Consider the following 17,288-nt stretch of genomic DNA (forward strand, 5'->3'; position numbering starts at 1 on the left):
GTCGTCAGAGCAGGTCCAGCGACCGGGCCCGCAGCACCGCGTCGTCGCGGGACTCGGCGCCCAGCTTGCGGTAGATCGACCGCAGGTGCGTCTTCACGGTGTTCGCGCTGACGAACAGCGAGCCGGCCATCTCCCGTTGCGACATGGTCGTCGGGAGCAGGGCCAGGATGGCCGACTCGCGCTCGGTCAGCGGCTCCGTCAGCCCCGCGGCGGACGGACGGACCCGGCGGGCGCGCTGCTCGCGGCCGAACCAGTCGCGGACGGTCGGCCCGGGATCCGCACAGTCGCGGAGCGCCGCGGCGGCGGCGTCCAGCCAGCGGTCGGCGTCTGCCCGGCCCTCCGGACCGGCATGGCGCGCCGCCTCCGCCGCGGTGACGAAGGCGGCGGCCTGCTCCACCCGCCCCGCGCCGCGGCGGGCGAGCTCGGCGGCCCGGCCGGCGGCGACGAGGGCGTCGTCCCAGCGGCCACGGGCCACGGCCAGCCGCGCCGCGGCCAGGGCAGGGAACATGGCCACGAAGTGCGCGTCGACGCGACCGTCCGTGACGACGGCCTCGGCACCGGCGAGCACCTCCTCCGCCGAGCGCAGATCTCCGGTCAGGACCCCGACCAGCGCCTCCCCGCCGAGGGCGTAGATCCGCGCGAGCCGGTTGTCGGTGTCCTCGGCATGGGCGGCCGCACGCCTCAACCGCTCCCCCGCCTGCTTCAGGTCGCCGAGCCACAGTGCACAGATCCCGCTCACCAGATCCTGGACGGTGACGAGGAACGGATCGGCTTGCCGGCCGCGCAGGCCGCCGAGCCGCTGCACGGCCCCGGGCACGTTGCCTGCCTTGAAGGCGTGCAGGGCCCGCAGCACGCCGACGTGCACGTCGTCGGCGGCGGCGGAATCGGCAGCCACCAAGGCCGCGCCGGCCTCGTCGAGCCGTCCGCGGTCCATGAGCAGCCACACCCGGGCCACCGTGAGCCGAGGGTCGGCGGCGAGCCGAGCAGGCGGCAACGCGTCCAGCCAGCCCTGGACGGTCTGCAGGTGGCCGCGGTTGAACTCCGCCCGCCACGCCTCGCCGATCAGCGCGCCGGCCAGGCCCGGATCCGGCGACGCAAGGGCGTGCCCGATCGCCTCAGCGGACTGACCCTGACCCCGGAACCACTCGGCCGCCCGCCGGTGCAGCACGGCCGGGTCCGCGCACCGGGAGCGGTCCAGCTCGTACCGCAGCAGGTCCCGGAACAACTGGTGGTAGCGGAACCACCGGCCCTCGTCGTCGAGCGCGCTCAAGAACAGGTTCGCCCGCTGGATCTCGTCCAGCAGGCGCACGGCGTCGCCCCGGCCGGTCACCGCATCGGCCAGCGGCGCGCACAACCGCGGCAACACCGAGGTCTGCAGCAGGAACTCCCTCAGCGTGGACGGCAGCGAACCCAGTACCTCCTCGCCGAGGTAGTCGACGATGTGCCGGTCGGCGCCGGTGAACCGGTCGATGAAGTCCTCGCGGGCCGACCGGTCGCCCCGGTCGGCCAGACGCAACGCCGCCAGCTGCAGCCCGGCTGCCCAGCCCTCCGTCCGGACGACCAGCCGCTCCACCTCGTCGGCGGAGAGCTCGGGCACCGCGGCACGACCGAGCATGAGGGCGGCCTCCTCGGCGGTGAAGCGAAGCTGCTCGGCCCGGATCTCGACGAGGTTCCCGGCGACGCGGAGCCGGCTCAGCGGCAGTGGCGGATCGGTCCGGGAGACGACGACGAGGTGCAGCCTGCCCGGAGCGTGGTCGAGCAGGGCGGCGACCGACCGGTGCACCGGCGGACCGCCGAGGACGTGGTAGTCGTCCAGGACGAGCACGAGGTCCCCGCCGGCGTCGGCGAGCTCGTTGACGAACACGGGCAGGACGTCGCGTTCGACGTCGGCGCCGGCGGCGTCCAGCCGGCGCAGCGCGGCAGCACCGACCGAGGCGTCGGCCTGCTGCACCGCCAGGAGCAGGTACCGCCAGAAGCGGGCCACGTCGCTGTCGGCGGCGTCCAGGGACAGCCAGCCGCTGGGGACGCCGGACCTCCGCAGCCACTGGGCGACCAGGGTGCTCTTCCCCCATCCGGCCGGGGCGACCACGAGGGTCACCCGGGCCTCTGGAGCACGCGCGAGCCGGTCGTACAGCCGCGGCCGCTCGACCGGGCGCGTCCTCAGCACGGGGACGAACAGCTTGGTCGTGATGATGGGCTCGCGGGAGGCGTCGTCGTGCCGCGGGGTGAGCAGGACCGGTCCGCCCCGGGTGGCGGAGTCGGCGAACGGCTCCACCGACGACAGCCTCATGGCGAGTCCCCTCCCGGTGCGCGCCGCTCCGTGCGCCTCCGTCGGGTCGAGGAACAGCCTGACAGGCGCGCCGACGGCTGCGAAAGGGATCTGGTGGCCGCAGCGGCACGGGCCCCGGCGGGACCGGCCGGAACCGAGGCCGTGCTGGGGTGTAACGCCACGCACCGCGGGTGGGACCGCGGGGCATGACCATGACCGCACCGCTGGTCCTGGCGACCACGCGGACGAGCTGGCACCGGGTGGCCGAGCACGTCCTCGCCGCGGGCCAGTTCGCCGCCAGGGGCACCATCCGCCTGCGGGCCCGTCCCGGGGGCTTCGCCACCACGGTCGGGCTCGGCGATCGGCAGCTCGCCGTCGTCGGCGACGAGCTCCTGGTCATCCAGGACGACTCGATCCGCGCCGAGCCGCTGACCACCCTGGGCCGCGCCGCGCGGTTCGCGGGTGTGCAGCTCGGGCTGCGCGGCAGCTACCCCCCGGTCACGTCGGCCGACCCGGATGCGCCGCTGCCGGCGGATCCCTCCGCCGCCCACCGGCTCTCCGACTGGTTCGCCCTGGGCGAGGCTGCCCTGCGCCGCCTCGCCGCGGAGCTCGGCCGGCCCATGGACCCGGTGCTCTGGCCGGAGCACCTCGATCTCGGTGTCGTGCTGGACGCGGTCAACTACGGCTGTTCACCCGGTGACGCGGCCATACCGGAGCCCTACCTCTACGTGGGGCCACACGAGGGACCGCCCAGCAGCCACGGCTTCTGGAACGCCTCGTTCGGCGCTGCGGCGGGCGTCTCCCGGATCCGCGACGCGGCGGACGCGGCCGAGTTCTTCGTGCAGGGACGCATGCGGGTACTCGAGGACAGGAGTCGGACGTGAAGGGTCTGCAGGGCAAGAAGGCGCTGGTCACGGGCGGGAGTTCGGGCATCGGCCAGGCGATCGCCATCCGGCTGGGCGAGGAGGGTGTCGACGTCGCCATCAACTACGTCGGCCCGCGGGAGGGCGCCGAGGAGACCCGGGAGGCGATCGGGCACGGCGTCGAGATCTGCATGAAGGAGATGTCGGCCGCGGGCACCCGCCCGATGCTCGTCGCCGCGGACGTCTCCCAGGAAGATCAGGTCACCGCGATGTTCGAGCAGGTGCACGCGGAGTACGGCCGGATCGACCTGCTGGTCAACAACGCCGGTATCCAGATCGCCGGGGACAGCGACGAGCTCCCGGTCGCTGCGTTCGACAAGGTGCTCGCGGTCAACCTGCGCGGCGCGTTCCTGTGCGCGCAGCAGGCGATCCGGTCCTGGCTGCCCGCGGGGAGCGGCGGCTGCATCGTCAACGTCTCCAGCGTCCACCAGCTGATCCCGAAGCCGCGGTTCGTCGGCTACTCCGTCTCCAAGGGCGGGATGCAGAACCTGACCCGCACGCTCGCGCTGGAGTACGCCGCCCGCGGCATCCGGGTCAACGGGATCGGCCCCGGCGCCACGATCACGCCGATCAACCGCTCCTGGGTCGACGACCCGGTCAAGAAGCGGATGGTGGAGAGCCACATCCCGATGCGCCGTGCCGGCGGCGCCGAGGAGATGGCGGCGGCGACCGCCTTCCTGTGCTCCGACGAGGCCGCGTACATCACCGGGCAGACGCTGTTCGTCGACGGCGGGCTGACCCTCTACCCGTCCTTCGAGACCACCTGGTCGTCGGAGTGACGGCGGTGTCGCCCCCGCCGTCCGTCGACGAGCGGACGGCGGGGTGGTTCCCCTCGCGGTGGGGCCCCGAGGATGCGGCCGGAGCGTTGAACGAGATCACGCCCGCCGTGGTCCTGGACGCCGTCCGGCTGGTGCGCACCGGCCGCGTCCTCGACCTCGCGCACGTGCTGCACGCCGACGTCCCCGCGTTCCCGGGCCGCACGTACCGGTCGTACCTGACGACCAACTACCACTACGTCAACCGCCGGCGGGCGGACGGGAGTCCGGAGGGCTGGGGCCGCAACGCGGTGAACTGGGTCGTCGAGCAGATCACCGCCACCCAGCAGATGGGCACCCACCTCGACGCGCTGAACCACCTGCAGGTCGGCGACCGCACCTACAACGGGCACCGGCTGACCGACATCGCCGAGGACTGGGGCACCAACCGGCTCGGCGTCGACACGCTGCCGCAGGTCGCCACCCGGGGCCTGCTGCTCGACGTCGCCGCGGTCCGCGGCGTCGATCGGCTGGAGCCGGGTGACGTCGTCACGGTCGCCGATGCCGAGGCGGCGCTGGCGGGCCGGTCGCTGCGTCCCGGGGACGGGGTGCTGTTCCACACCGGTTGGGGTGGCTGGTGGGGCGTGGACGACGACCGGTACTCCGCCGGCGAACCAGGGCCCGGCCGGGAGCTGGCCGAGTGGCTGGCCGCTCACCGCGTCGCGCTGACCGGCTGCGACACCTGGAGCTACGGCCCGGTGCCGGCGGAGGACCCGGCCGAGCCGTTCGTCGTCCCCCAGACCCTCAATGTCCGGCACGGCGTCGTCGTACTGGAGAACCTGCGGCTGGCCGAGGCCGCAGCGGCCGGGCTGCGCGAGTTCCTGCTCGTGGTCAGCCACGCCAAACTGCGCGGCGCCACGGGTGCGTGGGTGACGCCGCTCGCGATCACCTGACACCGCGCCACCCGAGACCTCCTGGAGAGGCACCATGACCGAGCACGCCGACGTCATCGTCATCGGCTCCGGAGCCGGCGGCGGCGCCGTCACCTGGGCCCTGGCCCCCACCGGCAAGAAGATCCTGCTGCTCGAGCGGGGCGACTGGCTCCCCCGGGAGATCGAGAACTGGGACCCGCAGGCGCTCTGGGCCGACCAGCGCTACCACAACAGCGGACAGTGGAGCGACGGCGCCGACGGCCACCGGTTCTCCCCCAAACAGCACTACTACGTCGGCGGCAACACCAAGTTCTACGGCGCGATCCTCTACCGCTTCCGGGAGCGCGACTTCGACGCCGTGCAGCACGTGGACGGCGTCTCCCCCGCCTGGCCGATCTCCTACGCCGACCTCGCGCCGTACTACGACCGCGCCGAGCAGCTCTACCAGGTGCACGGCACCCGCGGCGAGGACCCGGACGACCCGCCGGCGACCGGCCCCTACCCGTGGCCGGCCATCAGCGACGAGCCGCGGATCGCCCAGCTGCGCGCCGACCTGACGGCCGCCGGCCTGCATCCGTTCTCCCTGCCCAACGGCATCCTCCTCGACGAGGCGCGGCCGCACGTGTCGGCCTGCATCCGATGCGCGACCTGCGACGGCTTCCCCTGCCTGGTCAACGGCAAGGCAGACGCGCAGGTCATGACGGTGGAGCCGGCCCTGCGGCACGCCAACGTCGAGCTGCGGACCCGGGCCCGCGTGCTGCGGCTCGAGACGGATCCCTCAGGGCGCAGCGTGAGCCGCGTGGTCGTCGAGCGCGACGGGCAGCGGGAGGAGTACACGGCCGACGTCGTCGTCCTCGCGGCCGGTGCGATCAACTCCGCCGCCCTGCTGCTGGCGTCCGCGAGCGACCGGCACCCGGCCGGCCTGGGCAACGGCTCCGGGCACGTCGGCCGGCACCTGATGCTGCACAACAACTCGGGACTGGTCGCGTTCTCGAAGACGCCGAATCCGACGCGGTTCCAGAAGACCCTCGGCGTGAACGACTTCTACTGGTCCGACCCCCTCGACGCGGACTGGGAGTACCCGGTCGGCTCGATCCAGATGAACGGCAAGAGCGACGCCGTCCTCATCGGCTTCGATGTTCCCGACGCGCGGGACCCGGCTGACCTGGCCCGTCACTCCATCGACTTCTGGCTGACCACCGAGGACCTGCCGCTCGACGAGAACCGGGTGACTGTGGGCCGGGACGGCGCGATCACCCTTCGCTACACCCGCACCAACGCCGCCGAGGTGACCCGCCTGCGCATGCGGCTCCAAGGCATGCTCGACTCGATCCGGTGCGAGCCGGACGTGTACGACAACCGGCAGTACGCCGGAGGTCAGCTCGGCATCGGCGGCGTCGCCCACCAGAACGGCACCATCCGCTTCGGCCCCGACCCCGCGACGGCGCCGCTGGACCTGACCTGCCGCATGCACGAGGTCGACAACCTCTACGTCGCCGACTCGAGCTTCTTCGTCTCGAGCACCGCGGTGAACCCGACGCTGACGATCATCGCCAACGCGCTGCGGGTGGCCGACGAGATCGCCGACCGCCTCGGGGTCCGGATGGCTGCTTCGTCCGACCTGCCGACGCCGCGGCAACCGGACCCGGCCGGCATCCCGGTCCGGTGACCCTCGGGCGGGGCCGCGTGCTGCCGGGGTGCGAGTGTGTGCCGTGAGCACCGACGACCCGGCGGGACGAGACGTCCAGGACGGCGGCGAGGCAGACGCAGCCGCGGCCACTGCGGTCCGGAGCCGGAGCACTCCAACAGCCGCTCGACGGCTCAGCGCGGTGGGATGGCTGGAGCGGCCCCAGGCGAGCCGGTCCGGTGTCCGTGGGGGCCCGTCCCTCAGAGGTGGACCCGGGGAGCCGGCTGGCCACGCCGGGCGGCCTCGCGCTGCAGCCGCGGCCGCAGCGTCTTGCCGTTGGCCAGGAAGCCCAGCGTCCGGCCCAGCCGGGAGCCGGTGAGACTCCAGTCGGTGAGCGCCCGGTCGATCCGGAACAGCACCCGGCCGTCGTCGGCCGGCGCCGCGGTGCCGACCAGCACCACGTTCTCCTGCTGACTCATGTCGGGCTCGTGCCGGTGGGCCGTCAGGCACGCCGGACCGCCGCTGAGGCGAACCCCGGTGGGTGGCTCCAGGAGGTAGCCCTCCGGGGCCCGTTCGGCGCTCCGGCAGCGCACGGGCAGTGGCCACCGGTCCGGGCCCACCACGGTGAGCACCGGAACACCCAGCCGCTCGATCCGGTCCGCAAAGGGTCGTGAGTCGACCGGCGGCTCCGAGCGTGACGGAAGGGCCGGACCCACGGGTGCCGGGTCCGAGGGCGGGGCTCCGGTGGCCGCGGGTGCCTCCCAGAGCTCCGGTTCTCGGTCCAGGCGGCCGCCGGGCCAGGTCAGGACCCGCAGCGGCGTGACCTGCACCCAGATGCGCGCCAGGTACCAGTCGAGTCGGCGGATCAGGAACGCCGGCATCCCCTTGTACGCCTGGGGCACCTTGGTCCGGCTGTCCCGCAGGTAGCGGTCCGTGTTCGCCTGGAGATCGGCATCGCGGACCGTGGCGAGGCCCTGCACCAGCACCGTGGGCGCGCCGGGCAGCTCCGCCTCGCCGGCGGACGAGAACAGCAGGGCCACTCGCGGGTTGCGGCGGGCGCGCTCGGCCTTGGCCGGGTAGGTCAGCCCGGTGGAGACGTCGACCGTGGCGCCGTCCTCGCCGGGGTACGGCGTGACCGGCCAGGTCACCGGCCGCCCCGCCGCGGTGCGGGTGGCGTACTCGCACACCAGTGCACGCCGAGCGAGTTCGGTCACGTGAGCGGGCGGCTCCGCCGCCGACAGGGCGGAGTGCTCGGGGAGGTCGGAAGCGGCTGTCATGGCTGGCTCCTCGACGAGGGACGGCGGGAGCAGTGTGGCGCGGAAGCCCGTGCGGCACCACGAGGTCGCCCGCGTCCGGAGCGGGCGCCGCCGCGGCCGGCGTCGCGCTGGCAGGAGAGCTCCTTGCCCTGGCCACGGACGACGGTTTCACTTGCTGGGCACCCAGGCCGCCGCGGAACAGGGGGCATCATGGCGGATCGGGCGATGGTCGCGGCGGCGACGCTCTTCGCGGCGACGACAGCGATCACCACGAGCGTCTCGATGGGCCAGCAGCACCTCCCCGACGAGCCGCTCGGCCTCCGGTTCCCCGGCCGGGTCCCCGTCCACCTCGCCCTGGGACTGGGGTCGGGGGTCGCCGCGCCCTGGCCGATGCCGGTGATCGCGGTGGCCGCGGCAATGCGTGCCGAGCCCGGCAGGAGATGGCCCGGGCGGACCTGCGCGATCCTCGGCGCCATCGTCCTCGTGGGAACGCTCGTCGAACCTGCGTCGTGGGGACTGCGGCCCCGGTCATCAGCGGCGAAGGCAACGGTCGCCATGCACTTCCTGTCCGGCGCGGCGCTGTTCCTCGCGGGTACACGAGACGCCAGGCACCCATAGCGTCGACCAGGCGTCCACACCCCGTCAGTACCTGTCCCGCGACGCTGCCGTCCGAGGCCTCTCAGCAGTCGCCACGAGCAACGTCTCTCGCCCATCGACGACCGCCCCCGGGACGGCGGAAGTCGCCGCGCCTGGCGCAGGAAGCAGGTGACCTCAGGGCTGGGTGACGGTCTCGACCCGCCCTCCTCGCCAGGGGAACCGCCCGCGGGCAGCCCACGGAGACGGCGAGCCGGCGACCGGAGGGTCATCGGGGCATGGGGCGGCAGCGTGGATCGGCTCGGCGGTGCGGGTCCCGCCGGACTGTGCTCGGCGCGGGTCGGGCACCGGGGTGGTCCCGGCACGTCCCAGGACGCGGAGCGCGACAGCCGGGAAGACCAGCACCGACAGCAGGCCGGCGAACACCAGCGCCGCGGCCGTGGTGGGCGACAGGCGCCCGGTCTCCTCGCCGATCTGCGCGGTCGTGACCAGGAACGGCAGGGAGGTGGCCTGCAGCAGTCCGGCAGCGAGGGACCCGGCCCGTCCCAGCGACCGGCGGTACAGCACCGCCGGCAGACCGCGGACGACCAGCAGGGCGAGCAGGAAGACAGGCACCTGCAGCAGCGCAGTCGGCTCCTCCAGCAGCCCGCGCAGGTCCAGCCGCACGCCACTGCTCACGAAGAACACCGGGACCAGGAACCCGTAGCCGATGGCATCGAGCTTGGCTCGGAAGCGCGGGTGGCTGGAGGAGTCGCGGTCGACCAGGCCTACGAGCGCACCGGCGAGGAAGGCGCCCAGGATGGTCTCCAGCCCCAGTCGCTCGGCGAGCGCGACGAAGGCGATCAGCACCAGCACCACCAGGCGGATGCGGATCTCGGCCGTGGTGTCCTGCAGCCGGACGAGCACGTCGCCCACCCGCAGCGACATCCGCACCCGCCCGGCGCCGAGCGCCAGCACGACGACGAGGATGCCGAAACCGGTGAGGACGGCCGCCGTCGTCCCGGCGCCGCCGCCGGCAGAGGAGAAGAGCAGCGACAGCAGCACGATCGCGGCGAAGTCGGCCACCGATGCCGCCGCGATGACGGTCCGCCCGACGGCGTCCCCGGCGCGGCCGGCGTCCTTGAGCACCGGGACGATCAGCCCGAGTGACGTCGCGGTGAGGGCGAGGGCGAGGAAGAGCGGGGCCGACGTCCACCCGGCGGCCTGAGCCCCCACGCCCACCGGCACGGCGAGTACGAGGCCGACCGCGTAGCCGAGGCCGGTGACGGCGAGCAGCCGTCCGCGCAGGTCGCGCAGGTCGATCTCCAGCCCCGCGAGCATCAGGAGGAACGCCAGCCCGAACAGGGCCAGCACCTGCACCGGGAGATCGGCCTGGACCCATCCGAGCACCGACGGGCCGAGGAGCACGCCGGTGACGATCTCCAGGACCACCGCGGGAACGCGCAGCCGTGGCGCCCAGCCCAGTGCCAATGGGACCGCCGCCGCGACGGCGACGACGATCAGCAGGTTCGCGAAGCTGAGGTCAGGCACCGAGGGCCTCCAGATCCGGATCAGAGACCGGCCGCTTCGAGGGCGTGCAACCAGACCTCGGCGACGGTGGGGAAGGCCGGGACGGCGTGCCGCAGCTCGCTCAGCGGTAGGCGCCCGGCGACCGCGACGGTGGCCGAGTGCAGCAGTTCCTGGACGCCGTTCCCGGTGATCGTGGCGCCCACCAGCACGTCGGAGGTCTCCTCGACCACCAGGCGGGTCGTGCCCTCCAGCCCGTCGCCCAGCACGTAGGAGCCGGGCACATCGCCGGTACCGACATCGATGACACGAACGGTGATCCCCCGCTGCTGCGCCTCGGCTGCGGTCAGGCCCACCGCGCACACCTGGGGATCGGTGAAGGTCACCCGGGTCACAGCGTCCCGGCTGGCGCGGTCGTGGACGTCCCGGCCGGTGATGACGTCGGCGGCGATCCTGGCCTGGTACTTGCCCATGTGGGTCAGCGGCGCCAGACCGGTGCAGTCCCCGACCGCGTAGAGCCAGCCGCCGGGGACCCCGGTGGCACGGAGCCGGTCGTCGACCTTGACCGGCCTCCCCGGCTTGAGCCCCACGCTGCCCAGCCCGAGGTCGTCGGTGCGCGGGCGCCGACCGACCGCCACCAGGACCTCGTCGGCGGTCAGCTCCCGGCCGTTGCTGAGCGTCCCGTGTACCGGCCCGTCGGTGCCCTCCCGGCGAACCGCGGCCAGCCGCGTGTTCACCAGCACGGCGATGCCCTCCCGCTCGAAGGCTGCCCGCACCTGCTCGCCGGCGAACGGCTCCTCGCGGGGCAGCAGTCCGGGGCCGCCCTCGACGAGGGTCACCTCCGCGGCGCCCAGCCGGCGGAAGGCCTGGGCCAGCTCCACCCCGACGGCTCCGCCACCCAGCACGAGGAGCCGCTGCGGCACCTCCTTCGCCGACGTGGCAGTCCGGTTGTCCCAGGGACGCACCTCGGCCAGCCCGGGCACCGGCGGCAGCACCGCGCCGCTGCCGGTGGCCAGTACGACGGCGCGGCGGGCCACCACCTGCGGGCCACCGTCGACTCGCACCCGCCGCGTCCCGGCGAGCCGCCCGGTCCCCCGCAGCAGCCGGACGCCGTGATCGGCCAGCCAGCGCTCCTGACCGTCGTCCCTCCAGTCGGAGGTCATGTGGTCCCGACGGGCCAGCGCAGCCGTCACGTCGACGGGGCCGGTCACGGCCGCCGCGGCGCCCGGCACCCGAGCCGCCGCCGCCAGCACGTCGCCCGGCCGGAGCAGCGTCTTGGTCGGGATGCAGCCCCAGTAGGAGCACTCTCCGCCGACCAGTTCTGCCTCGACCAGCACGGTCTCCAGGCCCCGGCCGGCGCAGCGGCCTGCGGCCACCTCCCCCGCGGGACCTCCGCCGATCACGACGACGTCGACCTCGAGAGCTGCGGGGCGGATCTCGGACATGTGACCTCCTCGGACTCGCCGGCGTCGTCCGCGCTCACCCGCCCGGCGTTACGCGTAACGGTGGGCCGGTCGGGAGGGACGGAAGCAACGAGACCCGATCGACCTCCGGGAGATCCCCATGAGCTCCACCCCCATCGCCGACCACGCCTTCCTGTCCGACCGGCACTCCTGCGCTCTCGTCGACCGCGCGGGGAGCGTCGTCTGGTTGTGCTTCCCGCGCTTCGACGGTTCGTCGGTCTTCGCCGCGCTGCTGGACGACGACGCCGGCCACTGGTCGGTGCAGCCAGAGGTGGCGTGGACGGCGACCCGCCGCTACGCCGGGCGCTCGCTGGCTCTGGAGACGACGTTCCGGACGGCAGAGGGGGAGCTGCGACTCACCGACGCCTTGGGCCTCGGCCCGGAGAACGAGGGACACCGGCTCGGCCGAGACGTCCCGCACGTCCTGGTCCGCCGGCTGGCCTGCACCTCGGGCGAGGTCGACGTGCTCGTCGACTACCGGCCGCGCCCGGAGTACGGGCTGATCGTGCCGCTGCTCTCCCACCTCGACGGCGGAGTCGCTGCCCGGGGCGGGGCGGACTGGCTGGTGCTCACGCTGCCCGGCGAGGCGACGCTGCAGGACGGGCGGGCGCGGGCGCGGCTGCACCTGCGGGCCGGTGACGTCGTCCACCTGGCGTTGCAGCGCAGCACCCTCGGCGACCCGGTGTCCGCACACGTCTGGGCCCAGGAGGAGCTGGCCGAGCTGCTCGACCGCACTCTGGCGTCGTGGGAGTCCTGGTGCGACCTGCACCAGGCGTACGACGGGCCGTGGGCCGACCTGGTACACCTCAGCGGCCGGGTGCTGCAGGGGTTGTCGTACCAGCCCAGCGGCGCGGTGGTCGCCGCCGGCACGACCTCGCTGCCCGAGGGCGTGGGCGGCGAGCGGAACTGGGACTACCGCTACGCCTGGGTGCGTGACGCCAGCTTCACGATGGAGGCGCTGTGGGTGGCGGCCTGCCCGGACGAGGCGGAGGACTTCTTCGCCTTCATGACCACCGCGGGTGCCGGCGGCATCGGCCCGGACATGTCCCTGCAGATCATGTTCGGCCTGGGCGGTGAGCACGACCTCAGTGAGCGGACCCTCGACCACCTCCGGGGCTGGCGCGACAGCCGGCCGGTGCGGGTGGGCAACGGCGCGTGGAACCAGCGGCAGGTCGATGTCTACGGGGAGCTGCTGGGTGCGGCCGCCCGCCTGGCCGACCAGCTGTCGACGCTGGACGACGAGACGCGGTGGTTCCTCGCCGCCTGTGCCGACACCGCCGCCGTCCGCTGGCGGGACGAGGACCAGGGCATCTGGGAGGTACGGGGCGAGCCGCAGCACTTCCTGTACTCGAAAGTCATGTGCTGGGTCGCACTGGACCGGGCGATCGCGCTGGCCCCCCAGCTGAACTGCGAGCACCGCGTCGACGAGTGGGTGAAGGTCCGCGAGGAGATCACGGACACCGTGCTGCAGCAGGGCTGGAACGAGCAGGCGGGCGCGTTCACCCAGTACTTCGGGTCCACCGCGCTGGACGCCTCCAACCTGATGCTGCCCATCGTGGGATTCATCCCGGCCGACGACCCGCGGATGCTGGCCACCATCGACGCCATCGCGGAGCGGCTCACCGACGACCGGGGGCTGGTCTACCGCTACCGCACCGAGGACGGGGTCGACGGTCTGGCCGGTGAGGAGGGCACCTTCCTGCTGTGCACCTTCTGGCTGGCCCAGGCGCTCGCGCTGTCCGGTCAGGTGGACCGGGCTCGCGAGGTGTTCGAGCGGGCCGCCGCGTTCGTCAACGACCTGGGTCTCCTGTCGGAGGAGGTCGCCCCGGGCACCGGCGAGCTGCTCGGCAACGTGCCGCAGGCATTCAGCCACATCGGCCTGGTGAACGCAGCATGGGCGATCGACCAGGCGCAGCGCGGTCGATGATGAGAACGGTCGACGCCGATGGACTCCGTGGGCTGCCGCGCGTGCTGTGCATCCGCGTGTCCTCCCCCGCTCTCGCCGACGCCGGGATCCGGTCGCGCCTCGATACGGGCGCCGCCACGGATCCGCCGGACGGCGGCCGCGCGAGGCCGGAGCGCGTGTGCCGCTGCGCAGCGGGGGAAGGAGAGCACCGTGGCTGAACCCCCGGGGTCACGACCCACCGCCGATCACGACGTCGTGGAGATCGCCTGCCAGGAGTTCGTCGAGCTGGTCACGGAACATCTCGAGCGGACCCTTCCCCAGGACGTCGAGAGCGCCATCGCCGCGCACCTCGAGCTGTGCGAGCCGTGCCACATCTACCTCGCGCAGATCCGCAGCACCGCTGCCGCGCTCCACAACCTGCCCACCCCCACGCTGCCCGAGCCCGCGCGGAAACGACTGCTCGAGGTCTTCACGACCCTGCACAAGGACACCCACGGCGAGAGCCCGTAACGGCCCAGGACCGGTGGATCCCCTCCCCTCGGCGACTCGACGCCGGTTCAGGTGCCAGCCGGCTGCGTCCCGACAGTCTCTGCGGCCGCGTGCCTGCGCTCACCTGCGTGCTCATGACGAGCTGCAACGAGCAACGGGAGTCGATCATGAACACCTACGACCCGGCGGACTACATCACCTACGTTCCCATGGATCGACAGCACCGTTCGCCCGCCAGCGCCCCACCGAGCGAGGCGATCGAGAACCCCCTGCCTCAGGGGTACCCGAACGCGTCCCCGAAGACGCGCCTGCGGAGCCGCGCTGCGATTCGGGCTGCCCAGTCCGATGGGCAGCCTCTTCTGGGACTCGCGGCTGGAACCGGTCCCGGGCGACACCATGTGGCACCGCGGGCCAGCGGTACGGCATGAGGCGAGACACGTGCGCGGGGCCAAAGCTGGCCAGCGGACGTTGACGGACAACCCGAGACCGTGCCGAACGAGGTTCTCGCGCAGCAAGCCGGCCTGCGCGGCGTCGCCCTGCACACCTGCGGCACTCCGCCGCCGGCTTTCCTGCTCGCGGCCGGCACCCACACCGAGGTCGTCCAGGAGCACCTCGGGCACTCGTCGTACGCCATCACCGCCGACATCTACAGCCACGTGGGCCTGGCGCAGCAGCGTGAGGCAGCCGACCGGCTCGACCAGGCTCTCCGCTGGTGACCGTTGCTGTACGCCGGCGGCGTTGCTGTACCCGTTGCTGTAGTCCTACAAGAGGCGGGTCGGCCTTCTCGGCCGACCCGCCTCTGACCTGTGGTTCCACTGTCGGGCTGACAGGATTTGGACCTGCGACCCCTTGACCCCCAGCTGACGGCAGCGGGTCCACCGCCGTTCACCGAAGTCCGTCTCCGCAGGTCAAGCGGCATACGGAACGACGGCGAACAGCAGCGAACCGCGCCGAACAGGGTGCAATGGTGGTCAAAATGGTGGTCAAAATGGTGGTCAAAATGGCCGCACGGACCTGTCCGGACAACCCTCTCGCACCGCCGCACCGCCAGTCGCCGAGCGTGACGCGCCACCGGCCGGAGCCGTCAACCGAGCCGCTCAGCGAGAGCCGGTACTGACGGCCCAGCCCTGCGCTGCCGCGCCGACTACCGCCAGACACAGCGTCACTGCGGGGGCGACCACGCCCACGAGCGGGGCCGCCGACCACGCTGAGCCGGAATGGTCGTGCCCCGCAGGCATAGACAAGGGCACGAGCACCCGGTGTGCCGCCAGCATGCCGACGGCGAGCACGCCCGCGTGCACCCACGTCCGACGCGAGGGTCCCAGGAGGAGGTGCGTCGCGCAGGGAAGGCACACCATCGCCATGGCGAGCATCAGGAGGACGTGCGCGTCCGATCCCGCTGGAGCGCCCGAAGCCGCGACCAGGTGCAAGGCGGCACAGAGGCCCATCATCGCCGCCAGGACCAGCCGCAGTACGCGCAACCTGAGCCGTCTGCCGCTCGGAAATCGAACAGGCCCTTCACATGCCGGACTTAGGTCTGTAACGTGCGTCACGCAGTCTTTCTACACCCGTAGAACGAAAACTGGGAGACCCCATGACGGCCACCCCCGCCGCCCCTGCCACGACCCACCCGCTCGCCCAGCTCACCGCCGCGGAGATCTCCACCGCACGCGAAGTCCTGGCCGAGGCCGGGGTGGTGGTCGAGTCCAGCCGCTTCGTCCACGTCGGCCTCGAGGAGCCCGACAAGGCTGCGATCTACGGCGGGGAGCACGTCCCGGACCGTCAGGTCAGGGTGCTGCTGCACGATGTCGAGAGGCCGGCCGCCCGCGACATCGTCGTCTCGGTGACCAACCGGCAGGTCGTCTGCGACCGACAGCTGGACACCGCGGTCGACGGGCAGCTCCCCGTCCTCGACGAGGAGTTCGCCCTCGTCGAGCAGGTGCTGGCGACCGACGAGCGCTGGTTGACCGCCCTGGCCGCCCGCGGGCTGGATGTGGCCGACGTGCGCGTGGCGCCCTTGTCGGCCGGTGTCTTCGAGTACCCCGAGGAGGAAGGCCGTCGCATCCTGCGCGGTCTCGCCTTCCGTCAGGACCACCCGGCCGACCACCCGTGGGCCCACCCGATCGACGGGCTGGTCGCCTACGTCGACGTCATGAACAAGTCCGTCGACCAGGTCATCGACCTCGGTCCCGTGCCCGTTCCCGAGGAGTCGGGCAACTTCAACGACCCAGCGGTCACCGGTCCGCTGCGCACCACCCAGAAGCCCATCGAGATCACCCAGCCCGAAGGACCGAGCTTCACGCTCGACGGCAACCTGCTCACCTGGGAGGGCTGGCAGCTGCGGGTCGGCTTCGACGCCCGCGAGGGCTTGACGCTGCACCAGATCGGCTTCGCGGACGGCGGCCGGCTGCGGCCGATCATCCACCGCGCGTCGATCGCGGAGATGGTCGTTCCCTACGCCGACCCCTCCCCCATCCGCTCGTGGCAGAACTACTTCGACACCGGCGAGTACCTGGTCGGCCGCTACGCCAACGCGCTCGAGCTCGGGTGCGACTGCCTCGGCGACATCACCTACATGAACGCCGTCATCGCCGACGAGCGCGGCAACCCCCAGGTGCTGCGCAACGCCATCTGCATGCACGAGGAGGACTTCGGCGTCCTCTGGAAGCACACCGACCTCTGGGCCGGTTCGTCCGAGACCCGCCGGCAGCGCCGGATGGTGATCAGCTTCTTCACCACCATCGGCAACTACGACTACGGCTTCTACTGGTACCTCTACCTCGACGGCACGATCGGCTTCGAGGTCAAGGCCACCGGGATCGTCTTCACCTCGGCCTATCCGGGGGCGGACTACCCCTACGCCTCCCAGCTCGCCCCCGGGCTCGGTGCGCCGTTCCACCAGCACCTGTTCAGTGCCCGGTTGGACATGATGGTCGACGGGCCGACCAACACCGTCGAGGAGCTGGACTTCGTCCGGGTGCCGATGGGTCCGGACAACCCGCGCGGCAACGCGTTCGCCCAGCGGAGGACGACGTTGCGCCGCGAGTCCGAGGCTCAGCGGATGGCCGACCAGGGCGTCGGCCGCGTCTGGCACATCACCAACCCGGAGAGCCGCAACCGCCTGGGCGACCCGGTCGCCTACGCGCTGCTGCCCGAGGGGCAGCCGACGCTGCTGGCCGATCCCGACAGCCCCATCCACCGGCGGGCCACATTCGCCACCAAGCACCTCTGGGTCACGCGCTACGACCCCACCGAGCGCTACGCGGCCGGCGACTTCGTCAACCAGCACAAGGGCGGCGCGGGCCTGCCCGCCTACGTCGCCGCGGACCGCGAGGTGCAGGGCACCGACCTGGTGGTGTGGCACACCTTCGGCCTGACGCACGTCCCCCGGCCCGAGGACTGGCCGATCATGCCGGTCGACTACACCGGCTTCCGGCTCAAGCCGGTCGGCTTCTTCGACCGCAACCCGACCCTCGACGTCCCGCCGAACGCCAGCGCCCACTGCCAGTCACGGTCGGTCGGCACGGAGGCCAGCCCGGCGGCGGACAGCTGCTGCCATGGCTGAGCG

General features: G+C 72.8%; 13 protein-coding genes. 9 read left to right on the forward strand and 4 right to left on the reverse strand.

Annotated features, from left to right (window positions below; genetic code table 11):
* Positions 1-4: 4 nt before the first annotated feature.
* Positions 5-2,290: a LuxR C-terminal-related transcriptional regulator gene (locus ACI78V_RS10020; RefSeq protein WP_456850749.1), complete on the reverse strand. Its 2,286-nt coding sequence runs from the start codon at positions 2,288-2,290 to the stop codon at positions 5-7.
* Between the two features lie 185 nt (positions 2,291-2,475).
* On the opposite strand from ACI78V_RS10020, the gene ACI78V_RS10025 reads away from it, so the two are divergent.
* The 4 genes from ACI78V_RS10025 (at position 2,476) to ACI78V_RS10040 (ending at position 6,548) form a co-directional block, all read left to right on the forward strand.
* The gene (locus ACI78V_RS10025) at positions 2,476-3,153 is read left to right on the forward strand and encodes a hypothetical protein (RefSeq protein WP_456850750.1); all 678 of its coding nucleotides are present in this window, start codon (positions 2,476-2,478) and stop codon (positions 3,151-3,153) included.
* A complete protein-coding gene (locus ACI78V_RS10030; protein WP_456850751.1) occupies positions 3,150-3,971 on the forward strand; it encodes a glucose 1-dehydrogenase in 822 nt (273 codons plus the stop codon). Before ACI78V_RS10025 ends, ACI78V_RS10030 begins: the two co-directional genes overlap by 4 nt.
* Before the next feature lie 86 nt (positions 3,972-4,057).
* On the forward strand, positions 4,058-4,900 hold the full coding sequence (locus ACI78V_RS10035; protein WP_456850752.1) for a cyclase family protein: 843 nt from the start codon (positions 4,058-4,060) through the stop codon (positions 4,898-4,900).
* A gap of 34 nt (positions 4,901-4,934) precedes the next feature.
* On the forward strand, positions 4,935-6,548 hold the full coding sequence (locus ACI78V_RS10040) for a GMC oxidoreductase (RefSeq protein ID WP_456850753.1): 1,614 nt from the start codon (positions 4,935-4,937) through the stop codon (positions 6,546-6,548).
* Between the two features lie 218 nt (positions 6,549-6,766).
* On the opposite strand, the gene ACI78V_RS10045 is transcribed toward ACI78V_RS10040, so the two are convergent.
* Positions 6,767-7,783, reverse strand: a complete 1,017-nt coding sequence (locus ACI78V_RS10045; protein ID WP_456850754.1) for a hypothetical protein — start codon at positions 7,781-7,783, stop codon at positions 6,767-6,769.
* A 189-nt stretch (positions 7,784-7,972) separates the two neighbouring features.
* On the opposite strand from ACI78V_RS10045, the gene ACI78V_RS10050 reads away from it, so the two are divergent.
* Positions 7,973-8,380 (forward strand): hypothetical protein, encoded by a 408-nt coding sequence (locus tag ACI78V_RS10050; RefSeq protein ID WP_456850755.1) that lies wholly within the window; start codon positions 7,973-7,975, stop codon positions 8,378-8,380.
* A 153-nt stretch (positions 8,381-8,533) separates the two neighbouring features.
* On the opposite strand, the gene ACI78V_RS10055 is transcribed toward ACI78V_RS10050, so the two are convergent.
* Entirely contained in the window at positions 8,534-9,886 is a 1,353-nt protein-coding gene (locus ACI78V_RS10055; protein WP_456850756.1) for a cation:proton antiporter, read from the reverse strand.
* A gap of 20 nt (positions 9,887-9,906) precedes the next feature.
* Positions 9,907-11,307: a dihydrolipoyl dehydrogenase family protein gene (locus ACI78V_RS10060; RefSeq protein ID WP_456850757.1), complete on the reverse strand. Its 1,401-nt coding sequence runs from the start codon at positions 11,305-11,307 to the stop codon at positions 9,907-9,909.
* Between the two features lie 118 nt (positions 11,308-11,425).
* Here ACI78V_RS10060 and ACI78V_RS10065 point away from each other — a divergent pair, with 118 nt between their 5' ends.
* From ACI78V_RS10065 to ACI78V_RS10080, 4 genes are all read left to right on the forward strand, one after another.
* Positions 11,426-13,252: a glycoside hydrolase family 15 protein gene (locus tag ACI78V_RS10065; RefSeq protein WP_456850758.1), complete on the forward strand. Its 1,827-nt coding sequence runs from the start codon at positions 11,426-11,428 to the stop codon at positions 13,250-13,252.
* A gap of 189 nt (positions 13,253-13,441) precedes the next feature.
* A complete protein-coding gene (locus tag ACI78V_RS10070) occupies positions 13,442-13,741 on the forward strand; it encodes an anti-sigma factor family protein (protein ID WP_456850759.1) in 300 nt (99 codons plus the stop codon).
* 467 nt (positions 13,742-14,208) lie between these two features.
* Positions 14,209-14,436, forward strand: coding sequence for a hypothetical protein (locus tag ACI78V_RS10075; protein ID WP_456850760.1), 228 nt, complete (start codon positions 14,209-14,211; stop codon positions 14,434-14,436).
* A gap of 878 nt (positions 14,437-15,314) precedes the next feature.
* Positions 15,315-17,285, forward strand: a complete 1,971-nt coding sequence (locus ACI78V_RS10080; RefSeq protein WP_456850761.1) for a primary-amine oxidase — start codon at positions 15,315-15,317, stop codon at positions 17,283-17,285.
* Positions 17,286-17,288: the final 3 nt, after the last annotated feature.

This window comes from Geodermatophilus sp. SYSU D00742 (genome assembly GCF_054049935.1).

Excerpts from the sequence above, each read along its gene's own strand:
- ACI78V_RS10020 (WP_456850749.1), bottom strand. The coding sequence starts at position 2,290 with ATGAGGCTGTCGTCGGTGGAGCCGTTCGCCGACTCCGCCACCCGGGGC.
- ACI78V_RS10025 (WP_456850750.1), top strand. The coding sequence starts at position 2,476 with ATGACCATGACCGCACCGCTGGTCCTGGCGACCACGCGGACGAGCTGG.
- ACI78V_RS10040 (WP_456850753.1), top strand. The coding sequence starts at position 4,935 with ATGACCGAGCACGCCGACGTCATCGTCATCGGCTCCGGAGCCGGCGGC.
- ACI78V_RS10045 (WP_456850754.1), bottom strand. The coding sequence starts at position 7,783 with ATGACAGCCGCTTCCGACCTCCCCGAGCACTCCGCCCTGTCGGCGGCG.
- ACI78V_RS10050 (WP_456850755.1), top strand. The coding sequence starts at position 7,973 with ATGGCGGATCGGGCGATGGTCGCGGCGGCGACGCTCTTCGCGGCGACG.
- ACI78V_RS10060 (WP_456850757.1), bottom strand. The coding sequence starts at position 11,307 with ATGTCCGAGATCCGCCCCGCAGCTCTCGAGGTCGACGTCGTCGTGATC.
- ACI78V_RS10065 (WP_456850758.1), top strand. The coding sequence starts at position 11,426 with ATGAGCTCCACCCCCATCGCCGACCACGCCTTCCTGTCCGACCGGCAC.
- ACI78V_RS10080 (WP_456850761.1), top strand. The coding sequence starts at position 15,315 with ATGACGGCCACCCCCGCCGCCCCTGCCACGACCCACCCGCTCGCCCAG.